Genomic DNA, 18,523 nt, shown 5'->3' with positions numbered 1-18,523 from the left:
AATGCACAATCAGGCGCTGGCGCAGACCCGGGTCTGCAACAGCGCCTGCCCGGGGATCAAGCCTTGATCACATACCCATACGCCCGGGTACGACCGCCTTCCTGCTTCAGGTACACCCCTTGCAACTCCGGTGTGAAGCCGGGCAAGCGGTTGATGCCTTCCTCCAGCGCCAGGAAGTATTTCAGCACCGCGCCGCCCCAGATTTCACCCGGCACCACGCAAAGCACGCCCGGAGGATAGGGCAGCGCACCTTCAGCGGCGATACGCCCGTCGGCATCGGCCAGCGCCACCAGTTCGACGTTGCCGCGGATGTACTCGATTTGCGCTTGCTGCGGGTTCATGGCCTTTTTCGGGAAGTGTTCCTTGCGGAACATGTCCTTCTGCAGTTGCTGCACGTTGTGGTGGCGGTACAGGTCGTGCATTTCCTGGCAGAGTTGGCGAATGGTGTAGTTGCGATAGCGCTCCTGATGCTGCGCGTAGATGGCCGGCAGCACCCGGCTCATCGGCGCGTCGTCGCTGATGAAGCGTTCGAAGCGGGCGATCTGGGCGGCCAGGTGGGTCATCTTCGCCCAGTCTTCGGCGGGGGTGAGCAGGAACAGGATCGAGTTGAGGTCGCATTTTTCAGGGACGATGCCGTTCTCGCGCAGGAAGTTGGCGAGGATGCCGGCGTGAATGCCGAAGTCGGTGTAGCTGCCGTCCACCGGGTCGATGCCCGGCGTGGTGAACAGCAATTTGCACGGGTCGATGAAGTACTGTTTCTCGGCGTAGCCACCGAAGGCGTGCCAGCGGTCCTTGGGATGGAACTCGAAGAAGCGGATGTCGTTGGCGATGTCTTCGGTTGGGTAGTCTTCCCAGGCGCGCCCTTCGATGGTGTCCGGCACGAACGGGCGGACCATAGTGCAGGCTTCGAGAATCAGCTTGCGCGCTTCGATGCCGAACTTCACGCAGTCTTCCCACAGGCGCAGGCCGCTGCGGCCGGAGTGGATGCGTGCGTTGACATCCAGCGAGGCGAACAGCGGGTAGAAGGGGCTGGTGGAGGCCTGGGCCATGAAGGCGTTGTTGAGCCGGTGGTGGTTGCAATAGCGGGCCTGGCCCTTGATGTGCCGGTCTTTCTTATGCACCTGGGAGGCCTGGGAAAAACCGGCCTGCTGTTTGTGCACCGATTGGGTGACGAAGATGCCCGGGTCGTTTTCGTCAAGGTCGAGCAACAGCGGCGAGCAGTCTTTCATCATCGGGATGAACTGCTCGTAGCCGACCCACGCCGAGTCGAACAGGATGTAGTCACACAGCTTGCCGATGCGGTCGACCACTTGCCGGGCGTTGTACACGGTGCCGTCATAGGTGCCCAACTGGATGATCGCCAGGCGGAATGGCCGTGGCAGTTGGGCCTTGTCCGGGGCGACTTCGGCAATCAGTTCGCGCAGGTAGTCTTCGTCGAAACAGTGGGCGTCGATGCCGCCGATAAAACCGTAGGGATTGCGCGCGGTTTCCAGATACACCGGCGTAGCCCCGGCCTGCAGCAGCGCGCCCTGGTGGTTGGACTTGTGGTTGTTGCGGTCGAACAGCACCAGGTCGCCCGGGGTCAGCAGGGCGTTGGTCACCACCTTGTTCGAGGCCGAGGTGCCGTTGAGCACGAAGTAGGTCTTGTCGGCATTGAACACTTGCGCAGCATGTTTCTGCGCCAGCAGCGCCGGGCCTTCGTGGATCAGCAGGTCGCCGAGCTTGACGTCGGCGTTGCACATGTCGGCGCGAAACAGCGTCTCGCCGAAGAAGTCGAAAAACTGCCGGCCGGCCGGGTGTTTGCGAAAGAACTGGCCGCCCTGGTGACCAGGGCAGGCGAAGGTCGCGTTGGCGGCCTCGGTGTACTTCTTCAGTGAGTCGAAGAAGGGCGGCAGCAGGCTGTCTTCATAGGCTCGGGCCGCTGTTTCCAGTTGGTTGCCATGGTACTCGGCGTTGGCGCGAGTGAGATCGAAAATGCCGTTCACCTGCAGCAGCACGTCCGTCAGGTGCTTATAGACTTCCCGGGGACGGTTGGCTGAATCCGGCGAGGCCACCAGGAAAATCGGAATGTCGAAACCGGTGCGCTGAATGGCACCCAGGGCGCCGGCCATGACGTCATTCACAGACACCACCGCCACGGCGACGTTGGTGAAATCGGTCTGGCTGAGCGCTACCACTTCCCGAGCGTTCTTGAAGCTTGCGGCGGCGCCATCGCTGGCGGCTATTTTCAGGGGTTTCATCGTGGCGTCTCCAGGCGGGCACTCATTTGTCCGCAACTGTTCAAGAGATCAACTTCCGAGGGAGCCTTCCAGTTCCCCATCATCGGAAATCGTGTCACCACTGGTTATAGAGCATATTCCTGATCTGTCAGCCTTTTATCGCGACCTTGCACATCTTGACGCCTCCCGAGCTGTCGGTCAGGCGTGTACCAGCGCAATGGTGAACGAGACCACGATCATGCACGCAAAGGCAAAATTGATATTCATGAGGTTTCCATCCAGGACATGAGTGACGGCGCCATCTTGAACAACTCACGGGAAAATAAAAAATTCGCTGTAATGATTTGAAAGATCGAAAAAAATGATATCGGGATGGTTCGTTGTTTTTACCGGGGGTTGCGGATACTCTCGTGCAACACGCAGTTACACGCATAAACGGGCAAAAACATGCAAGACAACCATTCAGCTGCCGAAATGCCGTCGGTGCGCCGGCAAAAAATCCTGTTGATCCTCGAGCGTGACGGCAAGGTCATGGCTTCGGAATTGAGCCAGCATTTCGCGGTGTCCGAAGACACCATCCGCCGCGATCTGGCGGAACTGGCCAGCGCCGGCCTGGTGCAGCGGGTGCACGGCGGGGCGTTGCCGCGGCCCAAAGACACCGGCAAGGACTATTTCACCCGGATCAGCGAAACCGATGAGGTGAAAACCCATCTGGCGCAACTGGCTGCGCAACGGGTGCAGGACGGTCAGATCGTGGTGTTCGATTCGGGCACCACCACCTTGCAGATCGCGCGTTCGCTGCCGACGGACATCGCCATCACCGCGATCACCGCGTCGCCGATGACGGCCATTACCCTGTCCGAATACAAAGGCATCAAGGTGATCCTGGCCGGCGGCCAGCTCAACCCGGCGACGATGTCGGCCAGCGGCCACGAAACCCTGCGGCTGCTGGCGGGCATCAAGGCCGATCTGCTGTTTACCGGGGTCTGCGCGATTCACCCGCAGGTGGGCTTGAGTTCACTGCACTTTGATGAAGTGCCGGTGAAGCAGGCGATGCTCGATTGTGCGTCCCATGTGATTGCCGTTACCACCGCCGATAAGTTGGGCGCGGTGGAGCCCTTTGTCGTCGCGCCTTGCAACCGTGTGCACACGCTGGTCACCGAACGGCATGTAGCGTCTGGCAATGTCGAGGACTATCGGGTGTTGGGGGTTGAGGTGGTGCAGGCTTGAGCTTTTTTTGCTGGCAGGTGTGTTGAATGTTCCGGCCTCTTCGCGGGCAAGCCCGCTCCCACAAGGGTTATTTGTCAGCCTCAAAATTTGTGGTCGACATAAATCCCTGTGGGAGCGGGCTTGCTCGCGAAGAGGCCAGCATGTTCTGGCCAATAACCTCAGCGCAATCGCTCAAGCATCTGGTAGTACCACATCCCGGCAGCCAGCATCGGGTTGCCCAGCAGGTCGCCCATGGGCACGCGGATGTGCTGGCAGGCGGCGAAGGTGTCGAACTGCTCCATTTGGCCTGTGATCGCACGGCCCATGATTTCACCCATGATGTGGGTGGTGGCGATGCCGTGGCCGGAGTAGCCCTGGCAATACCAGACGTTGTCCGACAGCTTGCCCAGTTGCGGGATGCGGTTGATCACGATGCCCATCGCGCAGCTCCACTGGTAATCGATGGCCACGCCTTTGAGCGCCGGGAAGGTCTGCTCGATGCACGGGCGCAGCTCGGCGGCGATGTCCCGTGAATCCTTGCCGCTGTAGTTGGCGCCACCACCGAACAACAGGCGACCGTCAGCGGTGAGGCGGTAGTAATCGAGCACGAAGCGGCAGTCGTAGACCGCCAGGTCTTCGGGGTTGATCTGCCTGGCCAGATCGCCCAGCGGCGCGGTGGTGACGATGCCGCCCATGGCCGGGAAAATCTTGCCCTTGAGCTTGCCCGGTTCCAGTTTGTGGTAGACGTCGCCGGCCAGCAGCACCTGATTGGCGTCGATGTGCCCGTGGGCGGTGCGTACGCCAGGGCTCTTGTGAAGGCCATCGCCGTGGATGATCTCCAGCACTTCGCTGTTCTCGAAGATCAACGCACCGAGGCTTTCGGCAGCGCGGGCTTCGCCGATGCACAGGTTGAGCGGATGCAGGTGCATGTTGCGGGTGTTCTTGATCGCGCCGTGGTAGAGGTCGCTTTGCAGCAGGTCGCGCACCTGGCTGCGGTCGAGCAAGCTGACTTCATCACCCATGCCACGGCGCACCGCCTCGTCGTAATCCTTGCGCAAGCCGTCCATGTGCGCGGGTTTGTACGCGGCGTGCAGGTGGCCGTGCTTGAGGTCGCAGGCGATGCTGTATTTTTCCACGCGCTGCTTGATGATCTGGTGCCCGCGCCAGCGCAGGTTCCAGATGAAGTCGTCGACTTCATCGCCGATGGAGCGGCGCATCTGTTTGCGCATGGCTTCGTCGCCCGACAGGCTGCCGGTGACCTGGCCGCCGTTGCGCCCGGTGGCGCCCCAGCCGATCTTGTGGCTTTCGACGATCGCGACCTTCAGGCCTTTTTCCGCCAGCTCGACGGCGGTGGCCACGCCGGTGAAACCGCCGCCGATGATCACCACGTCAACCTTGTGCCGGCCTTGCAGCGTCGGGTAATCGGTGTCCTGGTTGAGGGTGGCGGTGTAGTAGGAATTGCAACGTTGAGTCATGTCGGTGTCCACGCGAAATTGAAAGAAACTCAATGCCGGTCAGGCGAGCGCAGTCATTGTGGGAGCGGGCTTGCTCGCGAAGAGGCCCGCACATCCAACACATGTGGTGACTGACACACCGCCTTCGCGAGCAAGCCCGCTCCCACAGGTTCTGTGTATGGCTGAGCAGGGTGAAAGGAGGGCGCTCGCCGATCAGGCGAGCAGGGCGCTATCCGGCGGACGTGCGGAGTGACGCAACTTGGAACGGCGCAGGGCCATGGGCAGGTTGACGATGCGCTTCATGCAATGCCGTCCGCGGCCAGCAGCGAGGTGGCCTGGATCGAAATGTTCAGCAGTGACGGCAAAGTACGCATGGCGCAGGTTTCCGGCGGCGGAAATCGTCGGTGGCGAGTAGTACAAGCCATCCGGGGATGGCTGGATACTAGGGAGGATTGGGGCGCGTGTAAATGTTTGATTCAGAACATCAGGTGCACCACCAGCCCGATCAACCCGCAGCCGATCAGCACCTCGATCACTCCGCGCTTGAACCGCAGCAAGGCAATGCCCGCCACGATGGCGATCAGCAGCGAAGGCCAGTCCAGTCGTCCTTCGAAGCCTTTGGGCCACAGCACGTGATAGGCAAAGAAGCACGCCAGATTGAGAATCACGCCCACCACGGCGGCCGTAATGGCCGTCAGCGGCGCGGTGAAGGTGAGTTCGTTGTGGGTCGATTCCACCAAAGGTCCACCGGCGAGGATGAACAGGAACGAAGGCAGGAAGGTGAACCAGGTCACCAGCGTGGCCGCCACGGCACCGGCGACAAAGGCTTGATCCGGGCCGAAGACCTGATGCACATAGGCGCCGATGAAGCCGACGAAGGCGACGACCATGATCAACGGACCTGGGGTGGTTTCACCGAGCGCCAGGCCGTCGATCATCTGCGTCGGCGTCAGCCATCCGTAGTGACCGACCGCGCCCTGGTACACATACGGCAGCACCGCATAGGCACCGCCAAAGGTCAGCAGCGCCGCCTTGGTGAAGAACCAGGCCATCTGGGTCAGCGTGCCTTCCCAGCCGAACAGGGCGGTGAGCGTGGCCATGGGCAGCGTCCACAAGATCGCACCGATCACCGCCAGGTACGCCAGTTTCAAACCGTTGAACCGGGCGTGTTCAGGGGACGGAGTGTCGTCGTCGATCACCGCCGGGCCGTAGGATTTTTTCGTTGCGCCATGGCCTCCGGTCCTGAATTTTTCCGGTGCCAGTCGTCCGCCGAAGTAACCGATGATCGCTGCGCCGAGCACGATCAACGGAAACGGCAGGTTGATCACGAAGATGGCCACGAAGGACGCGGCGGCGATGCCCCATAACCAGCCATTCTTCAGCGCCCGCGAGCCGATCCGGTGAGCCGCCTGCACCACGATGGCCGTGACCGCCGGCTTGATCCCGTAAAACAGTCCGGCGACCACGGGCACCTCGCCAAAGGCGATGTACACCCAGGACAGGGCAATCAGGACGAACAACGACGGCAGCACAAACAGCACACCAGCGATCACGCCGCCCCAGGTCCGGTGCATCAGCCAGCCGATGTAGGTCGCCAACTGCTGAGCCTCGGGCCCGGGCAGCAACATGCAGTAGTTGAGGGCGTGCAGAAAGCGTCGCTCGGAGATCCAGCGCCGGCGTTCGACCAGTTCCTGGTGCATGATCGAAATTTGCCCGGCCGGCCCGCCGAAACTGATGAAACCAAGCTTGAGCCAGAACAGGAAGGCTTCGCGCAAGCTGATGGTCCGGGGCTGGGGCACAGCCTGTTGCGTGATCGGAGAGGGCGAGGGGCTCAAGCGCGGGTTCCTTGTGCAGGGAAACGTTGAGCCCGTGACTGTAGCTATGCCGGAACGCGTTGCATAGCCGCCACTTGTGGCGTATCTGCCCAGCGCTCGACAGCGGATCGGTCGCTGTCCCGGGCATCGACCCAGCGTGCGCCGCCCGCCACGTCTTCGCGCTTCCAGAACGGCGCGTCGGTTTTCAGGTAGTCCATGATGAACGCACAAGCCTCGAAAGCGGCCTGGCGATGCGGGCTGCTGACGCCGACAAACACGATCGGCTCGCTGATCGACAACGGGCCGATCCGATGCACGATCTCCACGGCCCGCAGTGGCCATCGGGCCCGGGCGTTGTCGATGATCTTCTGCAGCGAGCGTTCGGTCATGCCCGGGTAGTGTTCCAGAAACAACCCGGCGACCGCCTCACCCTGATTGATGTCGCGCACGTAGCCGACGAAGTTGACCACGGCCCCCACGCCCGGATCGTTCGCCTGCAGGCTGGCGATCAGCCGGCCGACGTCGAACACTTCACGCTGGACCCGAACCGTCATGTCTCAGCCCCCGGTGACCGGTGGAAAGAAGGCGATCTCGTCGAAGTCCTCGATCACCCGGTCCGGATGGCACAGCTCCTGGTTCAGCGCACACATCAGGTTGTTTTCACCGAGCACCTGGCGCCACAGCTCGCCGCGAGCCATCAGCAAGCGGCGCACGTCTTCGATGGTCCTGAGGCTGTCGGTCAGGGGCAGTTTTTCACCGCCCAGGTTGAGCTGTTCGCGGTAACGGGCGAAGTAATTGATCAGGATCATTGTGCGTCCTCGAACTTGAAATGACCTGAGCGGCCACCCTGTTTACTGAGCAGGCGGATGTCGTCGATGACCATGCCCCGGTCCACGGCCTTGCACATGTCGTAGAGGGTCAGGGCCGCCACACCGACGGCGGTCAGGGCTTCGAGCTCGACCCCGGTCTGGCCCTCGACGCGGCAGGTGCCGAGGATTTTCACGCTGTCCGGTGTGCAGGCCTTGAGTTCGACATGGATCGAACTGAGCAGCAGGGTGTGGCACAGCGGGATCAGCTCATGGGTCTTTTTCGCCGCCATGATTCCGGCGATCCGCGCCACGGCAAATACATCGCCTTTGGGGTGGCCGTCGCTTTGAATCAGCTTCAGGGTTTCCGGGCGCATCCGCACCCAGGCCTGGGCCTGGGCTTCACGCTGCGTCGGGGGTTTTTCGCTGACATCGACCATGTTGGCGCGACCCTGGTTGTCGAGGTGGGTCAGGCCGTTGGGCGATGCATTTGAAATGTCTGTCATGGGAGGTTCCTGCGCGGGCCGGCGCGGTGGTCAGGTGAAGGCAATCATGCCGGGCTGTAAATGCGTGGCGCGTTGCGGTGGGGGACGTGAATCAGGTTGAGGCGATGCCTGATCGCCCATTGCACGGTCAGGGCGGTGGGCGCCGACAGGCTGACCAGCGTGCCGAGCCGGGCCCTGACGGCCTTGTGGATCAGCTCCAGGCTGCAGCGGCTGGTGACCACGGTGAAGCCGCTGCGGCTGTCGATGCCGGCGTGTTGCAGGGCGCCGATCAACTTGTCCAGCGCGTTGTGGCGGCCAATGTCTTCGCGGCAGATCAGCGCGTTGCCTGCGCTGTCGAAGTACAGTGCCGCGTGCAGCGCGCCGCTGCTGCGGGCCATTTGCTGGGCCTGTTCGATGCGCTGGCGGATGTCGATGAAGTGCTCGGCGGGCGGCAGGGCAACCGGCTCGAGAATCTCCAGCTTCGGCAGGGCCTGCTCCAGCGCTTCCACGCCGCACAGTCCGCAGCCACTGGTACCCGCCATTTGCCGACGATGGTTCTTCAGCGCCCAGAATGCGCGGCTGGAGATCTGCACCTCGGCTTGAACGGACTGGTCGAAGTGGGTCAGGCGCAGGTCGTAGATTTCACTCTGGTGCGCAACGATGTCGTTGCTGACACTGAAACCGCGGATGAAATCTTCGAGGTTGCCCGGCGACACCATCATCACGGCCTGGCTCAAACCGTTGTAGGTGATTGCCAATGCGATCTCTGCGGCCAGCGCCGCCTGGCAGACTGATGCGCCGTTGTCGTATTCGCGAAAGTTCACACTCAAGGGTTTGGGGGCGGGGGCGTTAGTGTCGCTTCGATATTCGGCTTGTTCAACTTTGCACAACATGAAAAGAACCTCGAAGCGCTGAATTAAGTTCAGGCTACGGGTAACTTTTCAAAGCGTCCAATCGCTTGTTCCGATGCGCCGATTGGTGATGTCTATCACACCGGGCAAACATACCCGGTGCGGTTTTATATAAAACCGAAACTTGATCAGTCGGTCCGGCTGAACAGGGTTCGTGCTTCGGCGAAACACTTCTCGGCAATCGCCGAACGTGGCTCGGTCTTGCGCATCACCAGGCCCAGGGGCGCGAGCACGCTGGCATCGGGCAATTCGATGAACGACAGGTGTTCGATGGGCTCTTCCAGGCCACTGTCCAGCGGCATGATCGCGCAGCAGAAACCTTCGTGGATCGCCTGCAGCAACTGGTAGGTCGAATCGCTTTCAAGGATCGGCTGCGGGTCCAGTCCGCGGCTGCGAAAGCTCAGGTCGATGGATTTGCGGTAGTGCATGCCGTTGCTGAGCATCCCCAGCGGCAGTTCGGCGGCGTCCTCCCAGCTCATTTGCGTGCCGTCGAAATGGAAGTGGCGGGTGTCGTAAAGCAGGCCGACGCGGGTCTCGCCGATCTCGAAATACTCGAAATAGCTCGGGTTGACGTGGTCGAGGTAGCACACGCCCAGGTCCAGTTGATTGTTGCCCAGGCCCTCGATGATCTGGTCGGAACTCAGGGACGACAGGCTGTACTTGAGCTCGGGAAAGCTGCGGGACAGGCCCTGGATGTAGGTGACCGGGTTGAAGCTGCTGAGCGGCACCAGCCCCAGGCGCAGGTTACCCACGAGCTGGCCCCGGCACGCGGCGGCCTCGGCGAACAGCCCGTCGTGGGCGGCCAGCAGGGTCCTGGCCCACGCCAGTACACGCTCGCCGGCCTCGGTAAAACCCTCGAAACGCTGGCCCCGGGTGACGAGCACCAGGTCCAGTTCATCCTCCAGGTTGCGCAGGCGCATCGACAGGGTTGGTTGGGTGATGTGGCAGCGCGCGGCCGCCTGGCCGAAGTGGCGGGTCTGCTCCAGCGCGATCAGGAACTTGAGTTGTTTGATGTCCATGACGGCACCTGCTGGCGGGGGGAGTGAAGGGTTAAGTATTGACTCGGGTGTGCAAGACACAAGGCGAGGGGGAAAACGTGAGGTGCGGACGATCTCACTGTCTTTGGCGTGCGTCCAATCACTGTTGTTTACGGGGTTATCGATGGGCTCTATCACTGATGCTTTTTTCTGGTCTTTTTATATTGATAGAGCGCCTCGATAGTCTGGTTGGTTAGAGTGATTAGACACGGCTTGATTTATAGAATTAGTCTCCGGAAATCATCTAACTTAACTATCTAATTCATGCCTGCCGGAGAACCCCATGAGCGTCAAACCGGATGCCTTGTTTATACCCTTGAATATTGCCGTGCTGACGGTCAGCGATACCCGTGAATATGCCAATGACACTTCCGGCCAATTACTCGTCAGCCGTTTGCTGGAAGCCGGCCACACCCTGAGCGAGCGCAACCTGCTCAAGGATGACCTGTACAAGATCCGCGCACAGGTGGCGAACTGGATCGCCGACGACAGCATCCAGGTGGTGCTGATCACGGGCGGCACCGGGTTCACCGGCCGCGACAGCACGCCGGAGGCAGTGGCCTGTTTGCTGGATAAGCAGATCGATGGCTTCGGTGAGCTGTTCCGGGCGATTTCGATCCTCGATATCGGCACCTCAACTGTGCAGAGCCGGGCGCTGGCCGGGTTGGCCAATGGCACGCTGGTCTGCTGCCTGCCGGGTTCCACGGGCGCCTGCCGCACCGCCTGGGAAGGCATCCTTGCCGAGCAACTCGACGCGCGTCACCGGCCGTGCAATTTCGTGCCGCACCTCAAGCCTGTGCAAGCCTGCGGGACGCGCGGATGAGCGCTTCACCCTTGATGCCGGTTGAGGACGCCATCGACCGTTTACTGACAATGGCCGAGGCGCAATGGATTGAAGGCAGCGAAGCCGTGCCGCTCAGTGCCGCGCGGCAACGGGTATTGGCCAATGACCTGCTGGCAACCCTGGATCTGCCGCCGTGGCCGAACAGCGCCATGGATGGCTATGCCTTGAATGTGGAGGGTTGGGACGGGGAACCGCTGGCCGTGTCGCAGCAGGTGTTTGCCGGTCAGGCCCCCGAAGCCCTGGCATCGGGAACCTGCGCGCGCATCTTCACCGGCGCCCCGGTTCCGCCGGGTGCCGACTGCGTGGAGATGCAGGAGAACACGCAGGTACTGGATGACGGACGTATCCGCTTCAAGCAGCCCCTGAGCGCCGGCAGCAACATCCGCCCGCAAGGCCAGGAGAACCGCGCCGGCGATGTGCTGCTGCGTGCCGGCAAGCGCCTCGGCCCGTTCGAATTGGCGGTCGCTGCGGCACAGGGCTGCACCCATCTGCAGGTGGTGCGTCGACCACGGGTGGCGTTGCTGTCCACCGGCGATGAACTGGTCGAACCGGGCAATCCCCTCAAGCCCGGCAGCATCTACAACAGCAACCGGACATTGTTGAGCCATTGGTTGAGTGCATTGGGTTGCGAGGTCATCGATGCCGGCATTCTTCCCGACGAGCCCCGCCAGACGCGGCTCAAGCTCGAACAGCTGCAACACACGACAGACCTGATGCTCAGCACGGGCGGTGTGTCTGCCGGTGACGCCGACTGCCTCGGCCAGGTGCTGCGCGAGTGCGGCAAGCCGTTGCTGTGGAAACTCTCGATCAAACCCGGCAAGCCATTGACCGTGGGCCACTTCGGCCGCGTGCCGGTGATTGGCCTGCCGGGTAATCCGACATCGGCATTGGTCACTTTCGGCCTGTTGGCGCGGGCTTATCTGTTGCGGATTCAGGGCGTGGAACAGGTCGAGCCGTTGAGCTTCCCGGTCAGTGTCGGCTTTGCCTGGCCCAAACCCGGGAGCCGTCGCGAGTACCTGCGGGCCAGGCTGGAGGGCGGTCGGGCTGTGTTGTATCCGAACCAGAGTTCAGGCGTTTTGTTGGGAGCATCCTGGGCCGATGGACTGGTGGAAGTACCGGAAGGCTGCACACTGGAAGTGGGCGACACGGCCCGGTTCATACCCTTCAGCGAACTGTTCTGAAACGGCACAATCCCTGTAGGAGCTGCCGAAGGCTGCGATCTTTTGATTTTGCCTTTCAAGATCAAAAGATCGCAGCCTTCGGCAGCTCCTACAGATGATTGAAGCCGACACCAATACCAAAGTGCTTGAGGGCTCTACGCTGCAGGTGCCCGTTCAGCGAATTGCTCTGAAACGGCACAATCCCTGTAGGAGCTGCCGCAGGCTGCGATCTTTTGATGTTGTCTTTCAAGATCAAAAGATCGCAGCCTGCGGCAGCTCCTAAGGGTTTTGTGTGTTTAGTGAGTGTCAGTTCAACACAAAATCCACCGGTTCCAGCTGCGGCGGCAGCTCCGTCACGCCCAGTGCCGCCAGCACATCGCGCTCGATGTTGCGCACGATGGCGTCGGTGGGCAGGTCGTTTTCGTCGCGGCCGAAGGGGTCTTCCAGTTCGTCGGCAATCGCATCGAGGCCAAAAAAGGTGTAGCTGACAATCGCGGTGAAGATCGGTGTCAGCCAGCCCAGGGGTTCGGCCATGGCAAACGGCAGGAGGATGCAGAACAGGTAGATGGTGCGGTGCAGCAACAGGGTGTAGGGAAACGGCAGCGGGGTGTGCTTGATCCGCTCACAGACCGCCTGGGCGTGGGTCAGGCCGGCCAGGTGGTTGGCCATGAGCGTGTAGCGCCAGTCGTTGATCGCACCGGACTCGTTGAGTGTCGAGCACTGCTGACCGACCTGCATCAGGATCTGCCCGCTGATGTCCGTGGTGTTGCCCTTGGGCATCGGGTGCAGCCAGTCGCCACTGGCGGCCAGTTCGTTTTCCTGGCGCAGCCGCGCGTTGAGGGCATGGGCGAAGCCGCACAGGTTGCTGAGGATCGTATGCCGCTCATCCGTGTCCTTGATCACCAGGGTTTCACGAATCATCGAGCGGACTTCGACTATCACATCGCCCCACGCCTTGCGCGCTTCATACCAGCGGTCGTAGCAGGCGTTGTTGCGAAAGCTCATGAAGATCGACAACGACAAACCCAGCAGCGTGAAGGGCGTTGCACTGACCTTGGAAAAATAGCTGGGGTGCAAGGTTTCGATGAGCACGATGGCCGAGGCGAGCAATGTCACCATCAGGCTGCGCCAGGCAATGCGCTTGGCAATCGAACCCTTGAGGGACGTCAGCACGCCGATCAGGTTGGGTTTGGGTCTCACGATCATGGGGTTCAGCCGCCCGTCATGTTCATGAAGCGAATGACCTGGACATCGTCGTTCACTTCGAAGTTGTGTCGATAAGGCTTGAGTTTCATCGCCTCGATAATGGCTTGCTCCAGGCGCTCGGGCTGTCCGGGGTGGCTGCGCAAGACAGCCTTGAGATCCACCGAGTGCTCATTGCCCAGGCACAGCAGCAGGCGTCCTTCCACGGTCAGCCGCACCCGATTGCAGGTGCCGCAGAAGTTGTGGCTGTGGGGCGAGATGAACCCCAGGCGAATCTGCGGCGCCTCGGCCAGGCGCCAGTAGCGCGACGGACCCTGGGTCGATTCGGCGGAATCAATCAAAGTGTAGCGTTCGGCGATGCGTTCGCGGACCTGGGCGCTGGCGAAAAACGATTCGGCGCGGCTGTGCTCGTCGATGGTGCCCAACGGCATTTCCTCGATGAAGGAGATGTCGAGGTTGCGGTCGATGGCGAAGCTCACCAGATCATTGATCTCATGGTCGTTGCGGCCCTTCATCACCACGCAGTTGAGCTTGGTGTTGCGAAATCCGGCCTGGTTGGCCGCGTCGATGCCCTTGATGACCTGCGCCAGGTCACCGGTGCGGGTCAGTTCGCGAAAGCGTTGCGGGTCCAGGCAGTCGAGGCTGATGTTGAGGCGCTTGACCCCGGCCTCGAACAACGGCCCGGCCAGTCTGGCCAGTTGCGAACCGTTGGTGGTCATGCACAGTTCACGCAGACCGGGCAGGGCGGCGATCTTTTCGCACAGTTGCACCACGCCCGGACGAATCAGCGGCTCGCCCCCGGTCATGCGGATCTTGCGGGTGCCCAGCGCGACGAAGCTTTGCGCCGTTTGATAGATCTCTTCCAGGGTCAGCACCCGTTGGCGTGGCAGAAACTGCATGTCCTCGGCCATGCAATACACGCAACGGAAATCGCAGCGGTCGGTGACCGACATGCGCAGATAGTCCACGCGCCGGGAGAAGCCATCGATCAAGACTCGTTCTGACATGACACCCTCGCTTGGTACTGCATGCGTTGAATGGACATTCCGTTAATCGGGTTTTGCCTTTGTAGGAGCGAGCTTGCTCGCGATGGTCGTTAACGATTACGCGTGCTTACTGGCTGAACGCGGTGCTCTTGAGTCCATCGCGAGCAAGCTCGCTCCTACAGGTATTGCGCTGTTAACGGATCTGTTGAGAACAGGTGTAGGAGCGCTGTTAATGGATCTGTTGAGCGCAGGCTAAGAGCAACTTTAACGGGTGTCCAATCACTATTGACAACCGTGTGATCGAGCGGGTCGATGATGAACTTTGTTTTGTGGTTTAAAGGGCTTTAAGTGATTTCAAGTAATTGATAAACAAGGATAAAAAACCGTGATAGAGCGTTTCGATAATGTAGTCGTAAATAGCGATTAGACAATAATTAACCCCTGTTCATATGCTTTTCTCCGTCAAACGATCAATGGCCTGAATCAGGTCACGGAGAAGTACCATGTCTCAAGTCGACCGCTACAAACCCTACAAAGGTGCCGCCGCCGGTTGGGGTGCACTGATTGCTGTTACCAGGAACTGGCTGGGCAGTGAAAACGCGCTGAAGAACATTCGCGCCATGCTCAAGACCAACCAGAACGGCGGCTTCGACTGCCCCGGTTGCGCCTGGGGCGAGTCGCCGGAAAACGGCATGGTCAAGTTCTGCGAAAACGGCGCCAAGGCGGTTAACTGGGAAGCCACGGGCCGTCTGGTCGACCCGGCCTTCTTCAACAAATACAGCGTCTCGGCGCTGGCCGAACAGAGCGATTACTGGCTGGAGTATCAGGGCCGTCTGACCCACCCGATGCGCTATGACGCGGCCACCGATCGTTACGTGGAAACCACCTGGGACGAGGCCTTCGCGACGATCGCCCGGCACCTCAACGCGCTGGAATCGCCGGACCAGGCCGAGTTCTATACCTCGGGCCGGGCCAGCAACGAGGCGGCATTCCTCTACCAGCTGTTCGTCCGGGCCTACGGCACCAACAACTTTCCGGACTGCTCCAACATGTGCCACGAAGCCAGCGCGGTCAGCATGATCGAAAGCCTCGGCGTGGGCAAAGGCACCGTGGTGTTCGACGACCTGGAACATGCCGACGCGATCTTCGTCATCGGCCAGAACCCCGGCACCAACCACCCGCGGATGCTCGAACCCTTGCGCGAAGCGGTCAAGCGCGGGGCACAGGTGATCTGCATCAACCCGCTCAAGGAGCGCGGACTGGAGCGCTTCCAGCATCCGCAGCACCCGATCGAAATGCTCATGAATGGTTCCGAGCCGACCAATACCGCGTACTTCCGCCCGGCCCTGGGGGGCGACATGGCGGTCATGCGCGGCATGGTCAAGTTCCTGCTGCAGTGGGAGCGCGAAGCACAGGTCAGCGGCGGCGAGCCGGTGTTCGACCATGAATTCATCGCCGAACACACCTCGGGAATGGGGGCCTACCTGGGCGAAGTCGACGCCACCAGCTGGGAGCACATCGAGCAGCAGTCGGGCATGTCTCTGGCTGACATCGAACTCGCCGCCCGCATGTACGCCCGGGCCAAACGGGTGATCATGTGCTGGGCGATGGGCCTGACCCAGCACACGCACTCGGTGCCGACCCTGCAGGAAGTCATCAACCTGATGCTGCTGCGCGGCAACGTCGGCCGTCCCGGCGCGGGCCTGTCACCGGTTCGCGGTCACAGCAACGTGCAGGGCGACCGCACCATGGGCATCAACGAACTGGCGCCCACCGAGTTGCTCGATGCCCTGGAAAAACGCTTCTCCTTCAAACCGCCGCGTGAACATGGTCACAACACCGTGATGGCGATCGGCGCGATGGAGCAGGGGCGTTCGAAAGTATTCATAGCCCTGGGCGGCAACTTCGCCCAGGCCACCCCCGACACGCCGCGGACCCACGCTGCGTTGCGCAAGTGCGACCTGACTGTCCACATCGCCACCAAGCTCAACCGCAGCCATCTGGTCACCGGCCGTGAAGCGCTGATCCTGCCGTGCCTGGGCCGCACCGACATCGACATCCAGGCCGAAGGGCCGCAAGGCGTCACCGTGGAAGACACCTTCAGCATGATCCACATCTCCCACGGCCAACTGAAACCCAAGTCGAAACACCTGCTATCGGAACCGGCGATCATCGCCGGCATCGCTGCCGCGACACTGGGCAAGCACCCGATCGACTGGAACTGGGCGATCGGCGACTACGGTCGCATCCGTAACATGATTGCCGACACCATTCCCGGCTTCGAAGATTTCAACCGGCGCTTGCTACACCCGGGCGGTTTCCACATGCCCAACGACGCGGCCAAGCGCATCTGGAAAACCGCCAGCGGCAAAGCCCAGTTCACCCCGAGCGTGCTGCCGGAACATCTGATCAGCGAGGGCGTGCGCAACCTGGCGGTCAAGCCGCACCTGATTCTGCAGACCATGCGCTCTCACGATCAGTACAACACCACGCTGTACGGCCTGGATGACCGCTATCGCGGGGTTTACGGCATGCGCGACGTGGTGTTCGCCAACGAGCAGGACATTCGCCGGTTGGGTTTCGAACCGGGGCAGAAGGTCGATCTGGTGGCGCTGTGGGATGACGAGCGCGAGCGTCGGGTCAGCGGTTTCACCCTGATCGCCTACGACATTCCGGCCGGTCAGGCGGCGGCGTACTACCCGGAGACCAATCCACTGGTGCCGCTGGAAAGTTACGGTGACCGCACCTTCACCCCGACTTCCAAGTTCGTCGCTATCCGGCTGGAGCAGGCCAGGGCCAGCAACCTGATCTCGACGTCCGCTGCGTAGTGCCGATCACTCAAGACTTTGTGGGAGCGAGCTTGCTCGCGATTGCAGGGTGCCAGACGCCATTGATGTTGAAGGTGCCGGCCTCATCGCGAGCAAGCTCGCTCCCACAGTTTTAAATCCGCAATGAGGATTTCGACATGTTTAACCTACAGGCACTGGACCTGGCGCGGATGCAATTCGCGTTCACGGTTTCGTTCCACATCATCTTTCCCGCCATCACCATCGGGCTGGCCAGTTTCCTGGCGGTACTTGAAGGCTTATGGCTGAAGACCCACAACGACACCTACCGCGATCTCTACCATTTCTGGTCGAAGATCTTCGCCGTCAACTTCGGCATGGGCGTGGTCTCGGGGCTGGTCATGGCCTACGAGTTCGGCACCAACTGGAGCCGCTTCTCCGATTTCGCCGGCAGCATCACCGGGCCTTTGCTGACCTATGAAGTGCTCACGGCGTTCTTCCTCGAGGCCGGTTTCCTCGGGGTCATGCTGTTCGGCTGGAACCGGGTAGGGCGCGGCTTGCACTTCTTCTCGACGGTGATGGTCGCCATCGGCACGCTGATTTCGACCTTCTGGATTCTCGCCTCCAACAGCTGGATGCAGACGCCACAGGGTTTCGAGATCGTCGACGGTCGGGTGATGCCGCTGGACTGGCTGGCCATCGTGTTCAACCCGTCGTTCCCGTACCGCCTGGCGCACATGGCGATTGCCGCCTTCGTGGCCACGGCGTTCTTTGTCGGCTCATCGGCGGCGTGGCACCTGCTGCGCGGCAACGACACCAAACAAGTGCGCAAGATGCTGTCGATGGCGTTGTGGATGGCCTTGATCGTCGCGCCGATCCAGGCCGTGGTCGGTGACGCCCACGGCTTGAACACCCTGGAGCATCAACCGGCGAAGATCGCGGCCATCGAAGGGCACTGGGAAAACAACGGTAGCGAAGCGACGCCGCTGGTGCTGTTCGGCATCCCGGACATGCAGGCCGAGAAAACCAAATACGCCATCGAGATTCCGTACCTGGGCAGCCTGATCCTGACCCACAGCCTCGACAAGCAAATCCCGGCGCTCAAGAGCTTCCCGAAAGAGGATCGCCCCAACGCGACGATTATTTTCTGGAGCTTCCGCGTCATGGCCGGGCTGGGCATGTTGATGGTGCTGGCCGGCGTGCTCGGTCTGGTCCTGCGTCGCAGTGGTGCCATCTACCGCAACCGCTGGTTCCTGCGCCTGATGCTGTGGATGGGCCCAAGCGGCCTGATCGCCATGCTCGCCGGCTGGATCACCACGGAAGTGGGGCGCCAACCGTGGGTGGTGTATGGCCTGCAACGTACCGCAAATGCCGCGTCCAATCACAGCGTCACACAGTTGAGCCTCTCGTTGGCGCTGTTCGTGGTGATCTACTTCTCGGTCTTCACGGTGGGTATCGGCTACATGATGAAACTGGTGGCCAAGGGGCCAAAACCCCATCACGAGCATGCGCCTGCGGGGCATTCCGATCAGGTCATCACACCGCGCCGGCCGCTGTCCGCCGACGCCGAAATCCTCGAAACCGACGCCCGCGTCAATTGAAGGAAGGG

Annotated in this window: 16 protein-coding genes; 5 read left to right on the top strand and 11 right to left on the bottom strand. The window is 61.3% G+C overall.

Annotated elements, in window-relative coordinates; genetic code table 11:
* Nucleotides 1-56: 56 nt before the first annotated feature.
* A complete protein-coding gene (gene speF / locus KW846_RS26815) occupies nucleotides 57-2,240 on the bottom strand; it encodes an ornithine decarboxylase SpeF (RefSeq protein ID WP_218486104.1) in 2,184 nt (727 codons plus the stop codon).
* Nucleotides 2,241-2,666: 426 nt separating this feature from the next.
* Here speF and KW846_RS26810 point away from each other — a divergent pair, with 426 nt between their 5' ends.
* The gene (locus KW846_RS26810; protein ID WP_218486103.1) at nucleotides 2,667-3,449 is read left to right on the top strand and encodes a DeoR/GlpR family DNA-binding transcription regulator; all 783 of its coding nucleotides are present in this window, start codon (nucleotides 2,667-2,669) and stop codon (nucleotides 3,447-3,449) included.
* A gap of 158 nt (nucleotides 3,450-3,607) precedes the next feature.
* On the opposite strand, the gene KW846_RS26805 is transcribed toward KW846_RS26810, so the two are convergent.
* The 8 genes from KW846_RS26805 to KW846_RS26770 all read right to left on the bottom strand — a co-directional run bounded on the left by KW846_RS26805 (nucleotide 3,608) and on the right by KW846_RS26770 (nucleotide 9,917).
* On the bottom strand, nucleotides 3,608-4,903 hold the full coding sequence (locus KW846_RS26805) for an FAD-binding oxidoreductase (RefSeq protein WP_218486102.1): 1,296 nt from the start codon (nucleotides 4,901-4,903) through the stop codon (nucleotides 3,608-3,610).
* A 192-nt stretch (nucleotides 4,904-5,095) separates the two neighbouring features.
* Nucleotides 5,096-5,302: a hypothetical protein gene (locus KW846_RS26800; protein ID WP_218486101.1), complete on the bottom strand. Its 207-nt coding sequence runs from the start codon at nucleotides 5,300-5,302 to the stop codon at nucleotides 5,096-5,098.
* Between the two features lie 56 nt (nucleotides 5,303-5,358).
* Entirely contained in the window at nucleotides 5,359-6,717 is a 1,359-nt protein-coding gene (chrA, locus tag KW846_RS26795) for a chromate efflux transporter (protein WP_218486100.1), read from the bottom strand.
* A 44-nt stretch (nucleotides 6,718-6,761) separates the two neighbouring features.
* A complete protein-coding gene (gene moaE, locus KW846_RS26790) occupies nucleotides 6,762-7,250 on the bottom strand; it encodes a molybdopterin synthase catalytic subunit MoaE (protein ID WP_218486099.1) in 489 nt (162 codons plus the stop codon).
* Nucleotides 7,251-7,253: 3 nt separating this feature from the next.
* The gene (gene moaD / locus KW846_RS26785) at nucleotides 7,254-7,505 is read right to left on the bottom strand and encodes a molybdopterin converting factor subunit 1 (protein ID WP_095967284.1); all 252 of its coding nucleotides are present in this window, start codon (nucleotides 7,503-7,505) and stop codon (nucleotides 7,254-7,256) included.
* Entirely contained in the window at nucleotides 7,502-8,008 is a 507-nt protein-coding gene (moaC, locus tag KW846_RS26780; protein WP_218486098.1) for a cyclic pyranopterin monophosphate synthase MoaC, read from the bottom strand. The genes moaD and moaC overlap by 4 nt, the downstream gene beginning before the upstream one ends.
* A 44-nt stretch (nucleotides 8,009-8,052) precedes the next feature.
* Complete coding sequence (fdhD, locus tag KW846_RS26775) at nucleotides 8,053-8,880, bottom strand: formate dehydrogenase accessory sulfurtransferase FdhD (protein ID WP_218486097.1); 828 nt, start codon at nucleotides 8,878-8,880, stop codon at nucleotides 8,053-8,055.
* 146 nt (nucleotides 8,881-9,026) lie between these two features.
* A complete protein-coding gene (locus KW846_RS26770; RefSeq protein ID WP_218486096.1) occupies nucleotides 9,027-9,917 on the bottom strand; it encodes a LysR family transcriptional regulator in 891 nt (296 codons plus the stop codon).
* A gap of 301 nt (nucleotides 9,918-10,218) precedes the next feature.
* Here KW846_RS26770 and moaB point away from each other — a divergent pair, with 301 nt between their 5' ends.
* The gene (moaB, locus tag KW846_RS26765; RefSeq protein WP_218486095.1) at nucleotides 10,219-10,758 is read left to right on the top strand and encodes a molybdenum cofactor biosynthesis protein B; all 540 of its coding nucleotides are present in this window, start codon (nucleotides 10,219-10,221) and stop codon (nucleotides 10,756-10,758) included.
* Nucleotides 10,755-11,960 carry a gephyrin-like molybdotransferase Glp gene (glp, locus tag KW846_RS26760; protein WP_218486094.1) on the top strand — a complete coding sequence of 402 codons (1,206 nt, stop codon included), beginning with the start codon at nucleotides 10,755-10,757 and terminating at the stop codon, nucleotides 11,958-11,960. Before moaB ends, glp begins: the two co-directional genes overlap by 4 nt.
* A gap of 285 nt (nucleotides 11,961-12,245) precedes the next feature.
* Here glp and KW846_RS26755 read toward each other — a convergent pair whose 3' ends face one another.
* Nucleotides 12,246-13,145, bottom strand: coding sequence for a bestrophin family protein (locus tag KW846_RS26755; protein ID WP_015095535.1), 900 nt, complete (start codon nucleotides 13,143-13,145; stop codon nucleotides 12,246-12,248).
* 5 nt (nucleotides 13,146-13,150) lie between these two features.
* The gene (moaA, locus tag KW846_RS26750) at nucleotides 13,151-14,149 is read right to left on the bottom strand and encodes a GTP 3',8-cyclase MoaA (protein ID WP_218486093.1); all 999 of its coding nucleotides are present in this window, start codon (nucleotides 14,147-14,149) and stop codon (nucleotides 13,151-13,153) included.
* A 482-nt stretch (nucleotides 14,150-14,631) separates the two neighbouring features.
* Between moaA and KW846_RS26745 the strand changes: the two genes are divergently transcribed.
* Nucleotides 14,632-16,956 (top strand): FdhF/YdeP family oxidoreductase, encoded by a 2,325-nt coding sequence (locus KW846_RS26745; protein ID WP_218486092.1) that lies wholly within the window; start codon nucleotides 14,632-14,634, stop codon nucleotides 16,954-16,956.
* Between the two features lie 137 nt (nucleotides 16,957-17,093).
* A complete protein-coding gene (locus tag KW846_RS26740) occupies nucleotides 17,094-18,515 on the top strand; it encodes a cytochrome ubiquinol oxidase subunit I (protein WP_218486091.1) in 1,422 nt (473 codons plus the stop codon).
* Nucleotides 18,516-18,523: the final 8 nt, after the last annotated feature.

The sequence above is a fragment of the Pseudomonas sp. PDM32 genome (assembly GCF_019219225.1).
Taxonomy (GTDB): domain Bacteria; phylum Pseudomonadota; class Gammaproteobacteria; order Pseudomonadales; family Pseudomonadaceae; genus Aquipseudomonas; species Aquipseudomonas laurylsulfatiphila.
This window is presented reverse-complemented; position numbering and strand designations above follow the sequence as displayed.

Bases quoted from the DNA above. Each gene is read 5' to 3' on its own strand.
- KW846_RS26805 (WP_218486102.1), bottom strand. From the start codon at position 4,903: ATGACTCAACGTTGCAATTCCTACTACACCGCCACCCTCAACCAGGAC.
- KW846_RS26740 (WP_218486091.1), top strand. From the start codon at position 17,094: ATGTTTAACCTACAGGCACTGGACCTGGCGCGGATGCAATTCGCGTTC.
- glp (WP_218486094.1), top strand. From the start codon at position 10,755: ATGAGCGCTTCACCCTTGATGCCGGTTGAGGACGCCATCGACCGTTTA.
- moaB (WP_218486095.1), top strand. From the start codon at position 10,219: ATGAGCGTCAAACCGGATGCCTTGTTTATACCCTTGAATATTGCCGTG.
- speF (WP_218486104.1), bottom strand. From the start codon at position 2,240: ATGAAACCCCTGAAAATAGCCGCCAGCGATGGCGCCGCCGCAAGCTTC.
- fdhD (WP_218486097.1), bottom strand. From the start codon at position 8,880: ATGTTGTGCAAAGTTGAACAAGCCGAATATCGAAGCGACACTAACGCC.
- moaC (WP_218486098.1), bottom strand. From the start codon at position 8,008: ATGACAGACATTTCAAATGCATCGCCCAACGGCCTGACCCACCTCGAC.
- moaD (WP_095967284.1), bottom strand. From the start codon at position 7,505: ATGATCCTGATCAATTACTTCGCCCGTTACCGCGAACAGCTCAACCTG.
- KW846_RS26770 (WP_218486096.1), bottom strand. From the start codon at position 9,917: ATGGACATCAAACAACTCAAGTTCCTGATCGCGCTGGAGCAGACCCGC.
- KW846_RS26745 (WP_218486092.1), top strand. From the start codon at position 14,632: ATGTCTCAAGTCGACCGCTACAAACCCTACAAAGGTGCCGCCGCCGGT.
- KW846_RS26810 (WP_218486103.1), top strand. From the start codon at position 2,667: ATGCAAGACAACCATTCAGCTGCCGAAATGCCGTCGGTGCGCCGGCAA.
- moaE (WP_218486099.1), bottom strand. From the start codon at position 7,250: ATGACGGTTCGGGTCCAGCGTGAAGTGTTCGACGTCGGCCGGCTGATC.
- KW846_RS26755 (WP_015095535.1), bottom strand. From the start codon at position 13,145: ATGATCGTGAGACCCAAACCCAACCTGATCGGCGTGCTGACGTCCCTC.
- moaA (WP_218486093.1), bottom strand. From the start codon at position 14,149: ATGTCAGAACGAGTCTTGATCGATGGCTTCTCCCGGCGCGTGGACTAT.